This is a genomic window from Pseudomonas sp. JBR1 (assembly GCF_028198185.1).
In the GTDB taxonomy this organism is placed as follows: domain Bacteria; phylum Pseudomonadota; class Gammaproteobacteria; order Pseudomonadales; family Pseudomonadaceae; genus Chryseomonas; species Chryseomonas oryzihabitans_E.
In genome coordinates, this window is the sequence record NZ_CP116340.1 from 2,288,308 (window position 1) to 2,303,587 (window position 15,280).

13 protein-coding genes are annotated in these 15,280 nt (G+C 64.6%); 2 read left to right on the top strand and 11 right to left on the bottom strand.

The genetic code is table 11. The annotated features are described in order from the left end of the window. Window positions 1-146 precede the first annotated feature (146 nt). The 6 genes from katG to PJ259_RS10625 all read right to left on the bottom strand — a co-directional run bounded on the left by katG (window position 147) and on the right by PJ259_RS10625 (window position 9,047). Window positions 147-2,408 carry a catalase/peroxidase HPI gene (gene katG, locus PJ259_RS10600; protein ID WP_271655713.1) on the bottom strand — a complete coding sequence of 754 codons (2,262 nt, stop codon included), beginning with the start codon at window positions 2,406-2,408 and terminating at the stop codon, window positions 147-149. A 481-nt stretch (window positions 2,409-2,889) separates the two neighbouring features. Continuing rightward, window positions 2,890-3,807 carry a formate dehydrogenase accessory protein FdhE gene (fdhE, locus tag PJ259_RS10605; RefSeq protein WP_059315877.1) on the bottom strand — a complete coding sequence of 306 codons (918 nt, stop codon included), beginning with the start codon at window positions 3,805-3,807 and terminating at the stop codon, window positions 2,890-2,892. 188 nt (window positions 3,808-3,995) lie between these two features. Next, the gene (locus PJ259_RS10610; protein WP_059315878.1) at window positions 3,996-4,619 is read right to left on the bottom strand and encodes a formate dehydrogenase subunit gamma; all 624 of its coding nucleotides are present in this window, start codon (window positions 4,617-4,619) and stop codon (window positions 3,996-3,998) included. A 45-nt stretch (window positions 4,620-4,664) separates the two neighbouring features. After that, window positions 4,665-5,624 carry a formate dehydrogenase subunit beta gene (fdxH, locus tag PJ259_RS10615; RefSeq protein ID WP_160923247.1) on the bottom strand — a complete coding sequence of 320 codons (960 nt, stop codon included), beginning with the start codon at window positions 5,622-5,624 and terminating at the stop codon, window positions 4,665-4,667. Then, entirely contained in the window at window positions 5,624-8,704 is a 3,081-nt protein-coding gene (fdnG, locus tag PJ259_RS10620; RefSeq protein ID WP_156428969.1) for a formate dehydrogenase-N subunit alpha, read from the bottom strand. Before fdnG ends, fdxH begins: the two co-directional genes overlap by 1 nt. Window positions 8,705-8,831: 127 nt before the next feature. Continuing rightward, entirely contained in the window at window positions 8,832-9,047 is a 216-nt protein-coding gene (locus tag PJ259_RS10625; RefSeq protein WP_271655714.1) for an SGNH hydrolase domain-containing protein, read from the bottom strand. A gap of 614 nt (window positions 9,048-9,661) precedes the next feature. On the opposite strand from PJ259_RS10625, the gene PJ259_RS10630 reads away from it, so the two are divergent. Continuing rightward, window positions 9,662-11,122 (top strand): SulP family inorganic anion transporter, encoded by a 1,461-nt coding sequence (locus PJ259_RS10630; protein WP_271655715.1) that lies wholly within the window; start codon window positions 9,662-9,664, stop codon window positions 11,120-11,122. Between the two features lie 60 nt (window positions 11,123-11,182). Then, window positions 11,183-12,031 carry a universal stress protein gene (locus PJ259_RS10635; protein ID WP_271655716.1) on the top strand — a complete coding sequence of 283 codons (849 nt, stop codon included), beginning with the start codon at window positions 11,183-11,185 and terminating at the stop codon, window positions 12,029-12,031. Window positions 12,032-12,049: 18 nt separating this feature from the next. On the opposite strand, the gene arfB is transcribed toward PJ259_RS10635, so the two are convergent. The 5 genes from arfB to PJ259_RS10660 all read right to left on the bottom strand — a co-directional run bounded on the left by arfB (window position 12,050) and on the right by PJ259_RS10660 (window position 15,125). Continuing rightward, window positions 12,050-12,466 (bottom strand): alternative ribosome rescue aminoacyl-tRNA hydrolase ArfB, encoded by a 417-nt coding sequence (arfB, locus tag PJ259_RS10640; RefSeq protein WP_271655717.1) that lies wholly within the window; start codon window positions 12,464-12,466, stop codon window positions 12,050-12,052. Then, complete coding sequence (locus PJ259_RS10645) at window positions 12,463-13,098, bottom strand: DsbA family protein (protein WP_271655718.1); 636 nt, start codon at window positions 13,096-13,098, stop codon at window positions 12,463-12,465. Before PJ259_RS10645 ends, arfB begins: the two co-directional genes overlap by 4 nt. 1 nt (window position 13,099) lies before the next feature. Next, a complete protein-coding gene (trhO, locus tag PJ259_RS10650; protein ID WP_271655719.1) occupies window positions 13,100-14,053 on the bottom strand; it encodes an oxygen-dependent tRNA uridine(34) hydroxylase TrhO in 954 nt (317 codons plus the stop codon). 123 nt (window positions 14,054-14,176) lie between these two features. Continuing rightward, complete coding sequence (locus tag PJ259_RS10655) at window positions 14,177-14,488, bottom strand: BolA family protein (RefSeq protein WP_271655720.1); 312 nt, start codon at window positions 14,486-14,488, stop codon at window positions 14,177-14,179. A gap of 100 nt (window positions 14,489-14,588) precedes the next feature. Next, complete coding sequence (locus tag PJ259_RS10660) at window positions 14,589-15,125, bottom strand: DUF2059 domain-containing protein (protein ID WP_059315889.1); 537 nt, start codon at window positions 15,123-15,125, stop codon at window positions 14,589-14,591. Window positions 15,126-15,280 lie beyond the last annotated feature (155 nt).

A 15,280-nucleotide genomic window follows, 5' to 3' on the forward strand; every position in this document is an offset into this window, starting at 1 on the left:
GGGTCGGACGTGGCGTATCACACGCAAGGAAGGCTCTGTAATGCGCCTTCAAGGCGACTTTCCATTGATCGGCGATGAGTGGCGGGTCGGTTGCGCGGACAAAAAAACGCCTCCCGGAGGAGGCGTTTCTGGTTACCACGTGGCGATCAACGCAGATCGAAACGGTCCAGCTCCATCACCTTGGTCCATACCTTGACGAAGTCCTTGACGAACTTCTCCTGGGCGTCGGCACTGCCATAGACCTCGCTCAGGGCACGCAACTGGGCATGGGAACCGAACACCAGGTCGACCCGGGTACCGGTCCACTTCAGCTCGCCGCTCTGGCGATCACGACCTTCGAAGGTGGCCTTGTCCGGACCGGTGGCCTTCCATTCGGTGGCCATGTCCAGCAGGTTGACGAAGAAGTCGTTGGTCAGGGTCTGCGGCCGCTGGGTGAAGACGCCATGCTTGGCACCGTTCACGTTGATGTCCAGCACGCGCAGGCCGCCCAGCAGTACCGTCAGTTCGGGCGCGGTCAGGTTCAGCAGGTGCGCCTTGTCCACCAGCAGGAATTCCGGCTTGACCTTGAACTCCCCACCCACATAGTTGCGGAAGCCATCGGCCCAGGGCTCCAGGTGCCCGAAGGAATGGACGTCGGTCTGCTCCTGGGAGGCATCCACGCGACCCGGGGTGAAGGGCACGCTGATCGAATGACCCGCCGCCTGGGCGGCCTTTTCCACCCCGACGCTACCGGCCAGCACGATCAGGTCGGCGATGGAGACCTGCTTGCCCTCCCCGTGGAAATCACGCTGGATGCCTTCCAGCACTCCCAGCACCTTGGCCAGTTGCGCCGGCTGGTTGACCTCCCAGTCCTTTTGCGGCGCCAGGCGCAGACGGCCACCGTTGGCCCCACCGCGCTTGTCGGAACCGCGGAAGGTGGAGGCAGCCGCCCAGGCGGTGCCGACCAGTTCGGACACGCTCAGGCCGGACGCGGCCAGCTTATCCTTGAGCGCCTTGACCTCGGCCTCGCCCAGGGGCGCGCCTTCGGCCTTGGGCAGCGGGTCTTGCCAGAGCAATTCTTCGCTCGGGGTTTCCGGGCCCAGGTAGCGGGCCAGGGGCCCCATGTCCCTGTGGGTCAGCTTGAACCAGGCACGGGCGAAGGCGTCGGCCAGTTGGTCCGGGTTTTCCAGGAAGCGGCGGGAGATCTTTTCGTAGGCCGGATCGAAGCGCAGCGCCAGGTCCGAAGTGAGCATGGTCGGCTGGTGACGCTTGTTGGGATCATGGGCATCGGGCACGGCATTGGCACCAGCGCCGTCCTTCGGTCGCCACTGGTGGGCACCGGCGGGACTCTTGAACAGCTCCCACTCGAACTTGAACATGTTCTCGAAGTACTCGTTGCTCCAGCGGGTGGGCGTGGAGGTCCAGGTCACTTCGAGGCCGCTGGTGATGGTATCGGCGCCCTTGCCGGTGCCATAGCTGTTCTTCCAGCCAAGGCCCTGCTGCTCCAGATCAGCCGCTTCCGGCTCGGCACCGACGCTGGTGGCGGGACCTGCGCCGTGAGTCTTGCCGAAGGCGTGACCGCCAGCGATGAGGGCGACGGTTTCCTCGTCGTTCATGGCCATGCGGCCAAAGGTCTCGCGGATGTCATGGGCCGAAGCCACCGGGTCGGGGTTGCCCTCCGGGCCTTCCGGGTTCACGTAGATCAGGCCCATCTGCACCGCGCCCAGGGGATTTTCCAGGGTGCGCTGTGGGTTATCGTTGCGACTGTGCTCCATCGGATGCTGCTCGGGCTGTGCGGTCAGCACACCGTCGCCGGGCTGCTCCATCTTCTTGTGGGCGCCATAGCGCACGTCACCACCCAGCCAGACGGTTTCCGAACCCCAGAACACCGCATCGTCCGGTTCCCAGACGTCCTGGCGACCGCCGGAGAAGCCGAAGGTCTTGAAGCCCATGGATTCCAGGGCGACGTTGCCGGTGAGGACGATGAGGTCGGCCCAGGAGATCTTGCGCCCGTACTTCTGCTTGACCGGCCAGATCAGCCGGCGTGCCTTGTCCAGGCTGACGTTGTCCGGCCAGCTGTTCAGGGGCGCGAAGCGCTGCTGGCCCTGACCGGCGCCGCCGCGGCCGTCACCGACCCGATAGGTACCGGCGCTGTGCCAGGCCATGCGCACGAACAGCGGACCATAGTGACCGAAGTCGGCCGGCCACCAGTCCTGGGAATCGGTCATCACGGCGCGCAGGTCAGCCTTCACCGCTTCCAGATCGAGGCTCTTGAATTCGGTGGCGTAGTCGAAGTCCTCTCCCATGGGATCGGACAGGGACGAGTGCTGGTGCAGGAAGTTGAGATTGAGCTGATTCGGCCACCAATCCTTGTTGGTGGTACCACCGCCGGCGGCATGATTGAACGGGCACTTGGATTCGGTCGACATCTTCTTGGCACCTCAGGGTCTTGTTCATCCGGTTGTCAGCCGCGACGAGATCGCGGCCTGTCACAGTGGTAGTTCCGGCCAGAGTGGCCTAGCGGCCCGACGGCCAGGCTGGCGTCGGCTGTGGCAGGAGCCCTACCACGGGCAAAACGGACGTTGCGGTCATTGTTATCCCCTCATCAGATGGGCACGCCGACGAAGCGGCGCAATCTCCATACTAGACGCCTTCCCTGCGCCGCGTGATAGAAGGTTTTGTGCTCGTCGATAGACTGGCTCTGCAAGATGACCTGCGGGTGACAGCGGCGTGATAGCCCGTTCCCAGCGATGGGAGCGGCGTGCAATGGCCCTGCAAAGACTCGCGGCCTGGCATCAAAAGCGCCGGGCCGCCGCGGTTGCCGGAGGAGCGTGCCTGGTAGCCGCCGCTACCGGTAGAAGAAGGTTCGCCAGGACGACCGCCCTGCCCCGGGCGGTCGTGGCGCTCGGCCTAGCCGGGGGCGAACAGCAGGTTGGGCGCGTGGCGTTCGTAGCCCTCTTCCGCCAGGCGTACGTCCAGCGCCAGGCTGGCAAGGTCGGCGGACAGGGGTTCGCTGCGAGCGTCGTAGTCGCGGTAGAGGTGCTTGAGGTAGGTCTTGCAGTGGGCGCAGGTCTCGGCGCGTAGCGGCGCCTTCTGGGCGTTGGCGTCGTCGGTGCTCAGGGAGTAGTAGCCCAGGCCCTTGCCAGTCTCGCAGTGGCTGCACTTGACCCGTACGAAGTGCCACTCGCAGGCGCACAGCGAGCAGGTGAGATACCTCAGGCCATTGGCCTTGCCCAGGTGATGGATGATGCCGGCCATGGGCGGCGCGCCGCAGCAGGGGCAGAGGGTCTGGCTGCCCTGTTCGCGCAGGGCACTGAAGTCACTGCGCTGCAGCCAGTGGGTCCAGGCTACCTGCAGGGCGGCGCCGAGGAAGGGCACCACGCCGGCGGGCACCAGCTCATAGCTGCCGGCCAGCAGGGCGATGGCCCAGGCCTTGCGCTGGCCGGCATCGGCCTGGCGCAAGGCGTCGAGGGCGGCCCGTACCGGCGCCTGCTCGACCGTGCAGGCCTCCAGTAGCGCATCCAGCGCGGGCAACCAGTCACCTTCGCGGACCAGGGTGTCGTAACCCAGGGGTGGCAGACCGTGCGCCAGGCTCTGGGCGCTGCGGGCCTCGTCCAATGGCAGGGGCGCGAGCTGGTCGAAGACCCCTTGCTGGGCCTCGCACAGGTCGGCCATCAGCAGCAGGTAGTCACTTAGCGCATTGCCGGTGGCCAGCAGTCGCAGGCGGTCGGCGCGATAGCCGAACAGCTCGCCACCAGGCAGGAGGATGAAATCGGGGTTGACGGCCGCGGCTTCGATTTCGCCGGGCTCGAGGATCTGGCCCGCCATGGCAGGGCTCCTTAGCAAAACGGTGGAAGATAGAGGATTCAGGATAGCGGGCGGGTCGGGATGTTGGGCTCTGCTGCCCTCACCCCAACCCTCTCCCGGAGGGAGAGGGGGTCAGATCGGTGCGCAGGAGAAATCCCGCGCTCCTAATCCGTAGGTTGGGTTGAGCGCAGCGAAGCCCAACAACAGGCTCATTTCTTCTCGCGGGTGACCTTCTCGTACCACAGCGAATGGTGCTTCTTGGCCCAGGCGCGACTGACCCAACCGGTCATCATCGCGGTCACCGAGCCCTTGATCCATATCCCCGCATAGATGTGCACGATGATCGACAGCACCAGCACGAAGGCGGCGACGGCGTGGGCCAGGGCGCCCAGGCGGATCACCGGGATGGGGAACAGGTGGGCGAAGTACTGCCGCCAGATGACCACGCCGCTGACCAGCAGGATCAGCATGCAGGCCAGTAGCACCCAGAACAGGATCTTCTGCCCGGGGTTGTACTTGTCGATCGGCGGCAGCTTCTCCTCGCGGTTGTTCAGCACGTCGTTGATCTGCTTGAGCCACTGGGCGTCTTCGCGGCCGATCTTGTTGTGCCGCCAGAAGCGGATCACCAGAAAGGCGAAGAACAGGAACATCGCCACACCCATGAAGGGATGCAGGATGCGCGTCCAGGTGCCGCCGCCGAACAGGCTCGACAACGGAAACAGCGCGGGGTGGAACAGCGCCAGTCCCGACAGCCCGGCCATGAAGAACAGGATCGCCACGATCCAGTGGTTGGTCCGCTCGTTGGCGTTGTAACGCTGGATTTCAGGTTTCATCTCGATCTCCCAGGACGCCCCCGGCTAACCGGGGGCGTACACCTGCTAGGGCTGCTTGTCGTGCGGATCGAAGATCTGCACGGACGGACTCAGCTGCTTGACCTCGCCCTTGGGCGCATCGCCCTCGTGACGGGGCGGCGCCTCGACCACTTCGTCGTCGTCATCGGTCCGGTTGGGACCGACGCGCACGTAGTGGAAGAAACCGGCCAGCACCGCCGCGCCCATGGCGAACAGCGCCAGGGGTTTGGTGAAGCCCTTCCACAGCCCCACGGTGGGGCTGATGGTCGGATCCTTGGGCAGGTGGTTGTACAGCTGCGGCTGGTCGGCATGGTGCAGCACGTACATGACGTGGGTGCCCCCTACCCCAACCGGGTCGTACAGACCGGCGTTCTCGTAGCCGCGGCTCTTGAGATCGACGATGCGCTCGGCGGCATGCTCCTTCATCTCGTCCTTGGTGCCGAACACGATGGCGCCGGTCGGGCAGGTCTTGACGCAGGCGGGCTCCAGGCCGACCCCGACCCGGTCCGAGCAGAGGGAACACTTGTAGGCCTTGTTGTCCTTCTTCGAGATCCGCGGGATGTCGAAGGGGCAACCGGCGATGCAGTAGCCGCACCCGATGCAGTGGTCCTGGTTGAAGTCGACGATGCCGTTGGCGTACTTCACGATGGCCCCCGGACTCGGACAGGCCTTCAGGCAGCCCGGCTCGGCGCAGTGCATGCAGCCGTCCTTGCGGATCAGCCACTCCAGCTTGCCGGCCTCGTCCTCGTGCTCGGTGAAACGCATCAGCGTCCAGGAGTCCGCGGTGAGGTCCGCCGGGTTGTCATAGGTGCCGTGGGTATGGCCCACCTCGTCGCGCAGCTCGTTCCATTCCGAACAGGCGACCTGGCAGGCCTTGCAGCCGATGCACTTGGACACATCGATCAGCTTGGCCACTTCCGCCTGATTGCGCACGGACGGATAAGCCGTAGTCGTCGCGGAGCGGGCGTAGATATCTTGGCTTGCCATCACGCTTTCTCCACGTTGACCAGGAACGACTTGAACTCGGGCGTCTGGGTGTTCCCGTCACCCACGAAGGGAGTCAGGGTGTTGGCCAGGTAACCCATCCGCGCCACGCCGGAGAAGCCCCAGTGGATGGGGATGCCGATATGGTGCACCGTTTCGCCATTGACCTGCAGCGGACGGATCCGCTTGGTCACCACCGCCTTGCAGACGATATGGCCGCGCTTGGAGCTGACGCGTACGAGATCACCCGCGGCGATGCCCTTCTGCTTGGCCAGCACCTCGCCGATCTCGACGAACTGCTCGGGCTGGATGATGGCGTTGAGGCGGCAGTGCTTGCTCCAGTAGTGGAAGTGCTCGGTCAGGCGGTAGGTGGTGGCCGCATAGGGGAAGTCCTTGCGATCGCCGAAGTCCGCCCAGTCGTCCTTGAACACCCGCGCCGCCGGGCTGTTCAGCGCCTTGCGGTTGTTGGGGTGCAGCGGGTTGACGCCGATGGGCGTTTCGAACGGCTCGTAGTGCTCCGGGAAGGGCCCCTCGGCCATCTTGTCCAGCGAGAAGAAGCGCGCTACCCCTTCCGGGTTCATGATGAACGGACTCATCCCGTCGCCAGGCTTGCCGTCGATCTTGAAGTCTGGCACGTCGGTACCGCCCCATTTCTGCGCCTTGTCGTTCCACCACACCAGCTTTTTGCTCGGGTCCCACGGCTTGCCGCTAAGATCCGAGGAGGCACGGTTGTAGAGGATGCGGCGGTTGTTCGGCCACGACCAGGCCCAGCCCAGGGTCTGCCCCATATGGAACGGATCGCTGTTGTCGCGCCGCGCCATCTGGTTGCCCTGCTCGGTCCAGGCGCCGCAATAGATCCAGCAGCCCGAGGCGGTACTGCCGTCGTCCATCAACTGGCCGAAACCGGCAAGTTGCTGGCCAGCCTTGGCCGAAACGGCGCCCTTGGCATCGAGCACGTCGGTCACAGCGTAGCCGTTGAACTCCTTGGCCAACTCCTCCGCCGAAGGCTCTCCTGGTTTGGCATAGGGCCAGGAAAGGCCCAGGATTGGATCAGGAAAGGCACCGCCGTCCTGGCGATAGGCCTCGCGCAATCTGAGGAACAGTTCGGACATGATGACGATGTCGCTTCGGCCCTCGGCAGGCGCTTCGGCACCCTTGAAGTGCCACTGCAGCCAGCGGCTGGAGTTCACCAGGGAGCCGTCTTCCTCGGCGAAGCAGGTGGTGGGCAGGCGGAACACCTCGGTCTGGATTTCCGCGGTATTCACATCGTTGTGATCGCCGTGGTTGCGCCAGAACTCGGAGGTCTCGGTGGCCAGCGGATCCATGATCACCAGCCACTTGAGCTTGGACAGCCCGCGCATCACCTTGGCCTTGTTGGGGAAGGCGGCGATGGGGTTGAAACCCTGGCAGAAATAGCCGTTGACCTGACCCTTGCCCATCATGTCGAAGTAGCGCAGCACATCGTAGCCGGCACCCGTGACATCGACCTTGGGCAACCAGTGGTAGCACCAGTCGTTATCCTTGGTGGCATTGTCGCCGTACCAGGCCTTCATCAGGCTGACGTGAAACTTGCCGTAGTTCTGCCAGTAGCTCATCTGTCCCGGGCGCAGCGGCTTGCTGGCGCGTCGGTCGATGAAGGCGTGGTAGTCCTGCTCGCCGTCGGCGCCGATGGTCAGGTAGCCCGGCAGCTGGATCGACAAGAGACCCAGGTCGGTAAGGCCTTGGATGTTGGAGTGACCGCGCAGGGCGTTCATCCCGCCACCGGGCATACCGATGTTGCCAAGCAGCAGCTGCACCATGGCGCCGGCACGAATGATCTGGGCGCCAATGGAGTGCTGAGTCCAACCTAGGGCATAGAGGATGGTCATCGTGCGACCGGGCGCCGAAGTCTCAGCAATCTCGGCCCAGACCTTCTGGATCGCCTCAACGGGCGTACCACATACCTGACTGGCCACTTCCAGGGTGTAGCGGCTGTAGTGCTGCTTCATCAACTGGAAGACGCAACGCGGGTGCTCAAGCGTTGCATCGATCTTGACGAAGCCGTCGTCGCCGATCTCGTAGCCCCATTGAGTCTTGTCGGTATAGGTACGTTTTTCAGCGTCGTAGCCGGTATACAGGCCGTCTTCGAAGGAGAAGCCTTCCTTCACGATAAAGCCTACGTCGGTGTAGTTACGGACGTATTCGTGCTGGATCTTGTCGTGAGTGATCAGGTAATTGATCAACCCGCCCAGGAAGGCAATGTCGCTGCCGGTCCGGATGGGGGCGTAGTAGTCCGCAACCGAGGCAGAACGGGTATAGCGCGGATCGACCACGATCAGCCGGGCGTTGTTGTGCGCCTTGGCCTCGGTGACCCACTTGAAACCACACGGGTGCGCTTCAGCGGCATTGCCGCCCATGATCAAGACGAGGTTAGCGTTCTTGATGTCGCTCCAGTGATTTGTCATGGCGCCACGGCCAAACGTCGGGGCAAGACCTGCCACCGTCGGGCCGTGTCAGACGCGCGCTTGGTTATCGAAGGCCAACAGGCCCAGATTCCGCGCGATCTTGTGCGTCAAATAACCGGTTTCATTGGAGGACGCCGAGGCGGCCAGGAAGCCCGTGGTCAGCCAGCGATTGACCGTCTGGCCCTTGTCGTTGGTGGCGATGAAGTTGGCATCGCGGTCTTCCTTCATCAGGGTAGCGATGCGGTCAAGCGCCTCGTCCCAGCTGATGCGGGTCCACTCATTGCTGCCAGGCTTGCGCACCTCGGGATACTTGAGGCGATTGGGGCTGTGGATGAAATCCAGCAGGCCGGCGCCTTTCGGGCAGAGGGTGCCACGGTTGACCGGATGGTCGGCGTCGCCCTCGATGTGAATGATGTTCTGGGCCACGTTCTTGGCCCGGTCACCCATGCTGTACATGATCAGGCCGCAGCCGACCGAGCAGTAGGGACAGGTATTGCGGGTTTCCACGGTGTGCGCCAGTTTGAAATGGCGCACCTGGTCGGCAAAGGCGGCTGTGGGAGCCATGCCTAACGCCGCCAGGCTGGATCCCGCAAGGCCGACTCCAGCGACCTTGAAGAATTGCCGACGGTTCATATCCACGTTTTCTTGTCCTCGTTCAGGCTAGGCCTGGTGCATAGCCAGGCCCTGAGGCAAGAGTAACTCAATCGTTTGGCTTATTGAGCGCTTCGCCCTTGTCGCCGATCAATGGAAGTCATCCTTTTGTCCCCTAACCCGACGCTGCCTGACGAATGGCCTTGGCCTCCCGTTCAGCCGGCGCGCTGTCTGCCTGCAGGGGATTGTCGCCCCGTTCCAGCAGCCGTTCGCCAACCAGTCGCGAGCCGCTGACCTTGAGGTGGTTGCCGTCCTGATACAGCGGCGTTCCGTCCAGCGCGGAATGGCGGCGCTGGGCATCGCAGGTGATCGCCTCGGGATCCAGGGTCACCCGTTACGGATAGCGCTGCTTGAGGTCGTCGAGCATCAGGAGGAAAGGCCCCTGGCGCCGCACCACGTCTTCCCGCTCGATGGAGCAGTCGTTGGCGGTATGGAACAGCCTGTTCTTGACCAGGCAGGTGTCGCGTTCGGCGCCGATCTCGGGGATGCCGGCAAGATCACTGGCGTGGCGCCACTCTGGATGAGCGGGGCGCGCCAGGAATGCCGAGACAGCCCTGGCAAGCAGGCGGCACGGTCACCGCTGCAAGGTTGGCTGCGCATCCGGTCGCACAACGCGTCTTCAAGCCCTGGATCGAACAGCGGTTACAGGAACAATATACTTATAATTCAATAGCTTGAAAGATCTGACTGATGGCGATTTGCTGCCAACGAAACGGTCACCAATGTCGCTGATTCGGCAGTATCGGCAAGTCATGCTAAGCTCGCTAACTTTCCTCGCGATACCTACGGACCCTCCGCCATGTCCAATCGCCTGCCGACGCCGCCATAGTCGAGCGCGCTACCATCCTTCCTGGTAGCCGCGCCTGCGGCGCGTGACCTTTCCGTACCGCCCTATGGTTTCTCCGCGACCGTACCCCTCGTGCCGTCGCCTGTTCTGGATACGCCATGAAAAGTGTTTCTCCCCGCGCCGACATCCTGGCCGGTCTCACCACGTCCTTCGCGCTGGTGCCCGAGTGCATCGCGTTCGCCCTGGTTGCCCATCTCAATCCGCTGATGGGGCTCTATGGCGCCTTCTTCATCTGTACCCTGACGGCCCTCTTTGGTGGACGGCCCGGCATGATCTCCGGCGCGGCCGGCTCCATGGCGGTGGTGATCGTCGCCCTGGTGGTCCAGCACGGCGTGCAGTACCTGCTGGCCACAGTGGTGCTGGGCGGCCTGCTGATGATTGCCTTCGGCCTGCTGCGCCTGGGCAAGCTGATCCGCATGGTGCCGCACCCCGTCATGCTGGGCTTCGTCAACGGCCTGGCCATCGTCATCGCCCTGGCCCAGCTGGAACACTTCAAGCAGGGCGACACCTGGCTCAGCGGCGCCCCGCTGTATCTGATGATCGGCCTGACCCTGGCGACCATGGCCATCATCTGGCTCCTGCCCCGCCTGACCCGTGCCGTACCGCCAGCGCTGGCGGCCATCCTTGGCGTGGGGCTGGCGGTGTATTTCCTCGACCTGCCGACCCGCACCCTGGGCGACATGGCTCACATCGCCGGCGGATTGCCGCAGCTGGCCCTGCCCGACATCCCCTGGACGCTCGAAACGCTGCAGATCATCCTGCCCTATGCGGTGCTGATGGCCCTGGTCGGCCTCCTGGAAACCCTGCTGACGCTGAATCTCACCGACGAGATCACCGAGAGCCGCGGCCTGCCCAATCGTGAGTGCGTAGCCCTCGGCGCGGCCAATATGGCGTCCGGCCTGTTCGGCGGCATGGGCGGCTGCGCCATGATCGGCCAGACCATGATCAACCTGAGTTCGGGCGGCCGCGGCAGGCTATCGGGTCTGGTCGCGGGGATCCTGATGCTGCTCTTCGTGTTGTTCCTGTCGCCGCTGATCGAGCGCATTCCGCTGGCGGCGCTGGTCGGCACCATGTTCGTGGTCGCCCAGCAGACCTTTGCCTGGGCCTCGCTGCGCGTGCTGCACCGGGTGCCGCGCAGCGACACCCTGATGATCATCGCCGTCACCGTGATCACGGTGTTCGCCGACCTCGCCACCGCGGTGCTCTGCGGCATCGTCCTGGCTGCGCTCAACTTCGCCTGGCAGCACGCCCGGCGCCTCTATGCCGACAGCCACCTGGAAACCGATGGCAGCAAGAGGTACCAGGTGCACGGGACCTTGTTCTTCGCCTCCACCGCCACCTTTCTCAACCAGTTCGATCCGGCCGGCGATCCGCCCAAGGTGGTGGTGGACTGCAGCCACCTGAGCTTCGTCGACTACTCCGCCGTGGCGGCACTGCGCACCCTACACGAACGCTATGCCAAGGCCGGCAAGCGGGTGCGCGTATTGCACCTGTCCGCCCGCTGCAAGCAACTGCTGCGTCGTGGCGGCGTGACGGACGACCTCGCCCTCGGCGATTGAACCCCTGACGGCGCCTTCGGGTCTCTCCCAGCAATGTCCTGCTTTCGGAGACCCGCGGCCATGTCCAAGATCCTCGCCTGCCTCGACGGCTCCGCCGTGAGCGCCGCCGTCTGCGACTTCGCCGCCTGGGCCGGCACCGCCCTGGACGTCCCGATCACGCTGCTCCACGTCCTGGATCAGCGCCGCTTTCCCCGCCCCGGCAACGGCGTTCCGGCGCCCCTGCTGGGCAATCGCGAGCAACTGCTCACCGACCTTGCGGCCCTCGACGTCCGGCGCGGCGATCTGGCGGAAGATCAAGGTCGTCTATTGCTCGACGCCGCCCAGTTGCGGGTGGAAGAGCAGCGGGCGCGTTGCGCTGGCGCCGTATTGCAGCATGGCGATCTGATGACTTCACTGGAGAGCCTGCAGGAAGACTTCGACCTCATCGTGCTGGGTCGCCAGGGCGAGGACAGTCCACCCAAGCGACTGATCGGCCGCCATCTGGAAAGCGCCATCCGCCTCCTGCATCGTCCCCTGCTGGTGGCTGGCCACCTGTTCGTCAAACCCAGCGGCGTACTGCTGGCCTATGACGACAGCAGCAGCGCTCGCAAGGCAGTGACCTGGGTGGCCCACTGCCGCTTGTTCGATGGCCTCGTCTGCCACCTGGTAACCGTCGGCCGCGACCGCGAAGAGCGCCGTGCCGCCCTCACCCGCGCCGCCGACGAACTCCAGGCCCAGGGCCGCCAGGTCATCACCGCCATCACCGATGGCGACGTGGAACTGGGCCTGGAGCGCTATCGCAAGCAGCACGGCCTGGAGCTGGTGGTGATGGGCGCCTTCGGCCACTCCCGCCTGCGCCACTTCTTCATGGGCAGCAACACCCGCAACATGCTGGAGACCGCTGGCAGCGCGCTGATCGTGGTGCGTTAAAGCCGGATCGACCACACCCTAGAAATCCACCCGCCCGCGATTGGCCTTGACGCCGCTGCGGCGGGACTTGCCCTCCAGGCGGCGCTGCTTGGAGCCATAGGTGGGCTTCGTCGGGCGACGTGGCTTTTCCGGAACGTTGGCCGCAGCGATCAGCGCAGCCAGGCGTTCCAGGGCGTCGGCCCGGTTCTGTTCCTGGGTGCGATATTGCTGTGCCTTGATCACCACCACGCCCTCGCGACTGATGCGCTGGTCGCGCAGACCCAGCAGGCGCTCCTTGAGCGACTCCGGCAGCGAAGAGGCCTGGATGTCGAATCTCAGGTGAACGGCGCTGGAGACCTTGTTGACGTTCTGGCCGCCCGCGCCCTGGGCACGTACCGCCACGAGCTGGACTTCCTGCTCCGGCAGCGTCAGTCGCTCATCGATGACCAGGCTCACGCTGGGTGCGCGCCGCGGATCAGCCAGGCGTCCAGCAACGGCTCCAGCTCTTCCAGCGGCTGGTAGCCGTTGGTGATCAGAGCCAGTTGGCCCGCACGCTCGGCCAGCAGGGTCGGGAAGCCGGCGATACCCAGATTCAGGGCCCAGTCGAAATCCGCCTGAGTGGCCTGGTGCGCGGGTTCGCCATCGAACAACGGAGCGAACTCGATGCGCGGCAGGCCACAGGCCTCGGCCAGCTCCACCAACAGCGCCGGCTGGGTGACGTCGCGAGCCTCGACATAGAAGGCCTGCTGGATGCGTTTGGCCAGCGGCCAGACCGCGTCTTCATCAAGCTGGCGGGCGGCGACCAGAGCGCGGCACGCCGGCTCGGTGTCGTACACCAGGCCTTCCGGCGGGCCCTGGTCCAGGGCGAAGGGCTGGCCGGTGGTCTCCTGTACCGCCTGCCAGTAGGCCAGGGTGCGCACCCGGCTGGCGGTGTCCTGGGCCGCCCGCTCGCGACGCAGACCGCCGACCACCAGGCGCAGGGAGATGCCCTGGGCGGCCGCCCGCTCGGCCAGGCGCTCCACCACCGGGGCGAAGCCCCAGCACCAGGAGCACATGGGGTCCATCACATAGAGCAGGCGACCGGGCATCCTAGACCTCCTCTAAGCTGGGCGTGGCGTTCAACCGCGGATCGCGGCCGATGGGATGGGGTTCGTTACGCAGGCGGGCCAGTTCGATCTGCTTCTGCCGCTCGCGGGCACCGGCACGGGTCTTTTCCGAAAGCGAATCCCAGCAGTGCGGGCAACTGATGCCAGGGCTGTAGTGCGGCGACTGCATGTCCTCGGGCGAAACCGGATGGCGACAGGCGTGGCACTGGTCGTAGACCCCTTCGGCCAGCTCGTGGGTCACGGTCACGCGGTTGTCGAAGACGAAGCACTCGCCCTCCCAGCGCGACTCGGCCGCCGGGACTTCTTCGAGGTACTTGAGGATGCCACCCTTGAGGTGGAAGACCTCGGGAAAGCCCTCCTGCAGCATGAAGCTGGAGGCCTTCTCGCAGCGGATGCCACCGGTGCAGAACATGGCGACCTTCTTGTGCCGGGCCGGGTCGAAATGCTCGCGGATATAGGCCGGGAAATCGCGGAAACTCTTGGTCTTGGGGTCGATGGCGCCCCTGAAGCTGCCGATGTCCACCTCGTAGTCGTTGCGGGTGTCGATCACCAGCACCTCGGGGTCGTCGACCAGGGCGTTCCAGTCCTGGGGTTCGACATAGGTGCCCACGCGCTGGTTGGGATCGACGCCGGGCACGCCCAGGGTGACGATCTCCTTTTTCAGCTTGACCTTGGTGCGATAGAAGGGCTGCTCGGCGCAGTAGGATTCCTTGTGGTCGATGTCGACCAGACGCGGATCGGCGCGCAGCCAGGCGAGCACGGCATCGATGCCTTCGCGGCTGCCGGAAACCGTGCCATTGATACCTTCCTCGGCCAGCAGCAGGGTGCCCTTGACGTCATTGGCCAACAGGGTCTGCAGCAGGGGTTCACGCAATTGGACGTAGTCGTCCAGGGTGACGAACTTGTACAAGGCCGCCACGACAATCTTGTCGGTCATCTTCGGGTTCCCAGGGGTCGCCCTCGCAAAGGGCGGACCGGTTAGACGAAAACGCCGGCAAGGATGCCGGCGCCGGTCAAATTTTAACCAATTAGCAGGGCACCGAACAATGGCGCCCTGAACTCAACCCGCCAGGTCGTGCTTACTGCCGCCACGGCAGGTGGGCGAATCCGGCGCCTGACCCCGGGCCGCCCACTCCTCCGGGGTATAGGTGTGCAGCGCCAGCGCATGGAACTGGCCCATGAGCTCGCCCAGGGTGCCGTAGACCTTCTGGTGGCGCTTCACCGAGTTGAGGCCGGCGAAGTGTTCGCTGACCACCACCGCCTTGTAGTGGGTCTCCTGGCCGCGACTGTGCATGTGGCTTTCGTCCTGCACCTCCAGGTACTCGGGTTGCAACAGGCCCAGGCTGGACTGGATACGTTCGCGCATGCTCATGGGGATACCTCGACTGTGAGAACCGTCATTCTAGCGAGCCTGGGCACCGCCCGGAAACGACAAAGCCCGGAACGGGTCCGGGCTTTGCGGCATGGCTGAATCAGCGCTTGGCGGGCGGGGTGGCGTTGCCGGCCCCGGCCGGCGGCTTGACGCCCAGCTCCTTGTCCATCTCGGCGAGGATGCCATTGACCTTGGGCACCGCCTGCTCCAGCTTGGCCTGGGTCATCTGCGCGGACTGGGCCGACAGGCGCGGCAGCGTGGCGATCATCTTCTTGCCCAGATCCGACTGGTAGAACTTGATCAGGCCTTCCAGCTCGTCTTCGGTGAAGTTGTCGGTGTACAGCTTGACCATCTCGGGCTTGATCTTTTCCCAGCCGATGGTGCTGTCCAGCGCCTGATTGGCGCGGGCGGTATAGCTTTCCAGCACGGCCTTCTTGGCCGGCGCCTTGGCCTGCTCGAAGTGCTGGGCGAAGAGCTGCTGTACCTGGGCGTAGACCGGCGTGGTCAGCTTGTCGGCGTTGGCCAGCTTGAGAAAGCGCTCTGCGTCGGCTGCGTGGCTTTTGGCGTCGGCCAGGGCCAGACCACTCGCGCTGGACAGCAGGACGAGGGCACCGAGCGTACGGAGAGTCTTTTTCATGGGCGTCCTTGGGGATGCGAAAAATGGACGGGAAGTCTGGCAGAGATGGGCTGAATGCCAGCTGAACTGCCCACGACACCTCGCACAATTGAGAATATTTCCCATTTGGGAACCCTGGCGCTAAGCTGCTGCCCAACTTAGCTGGACCCACCCAT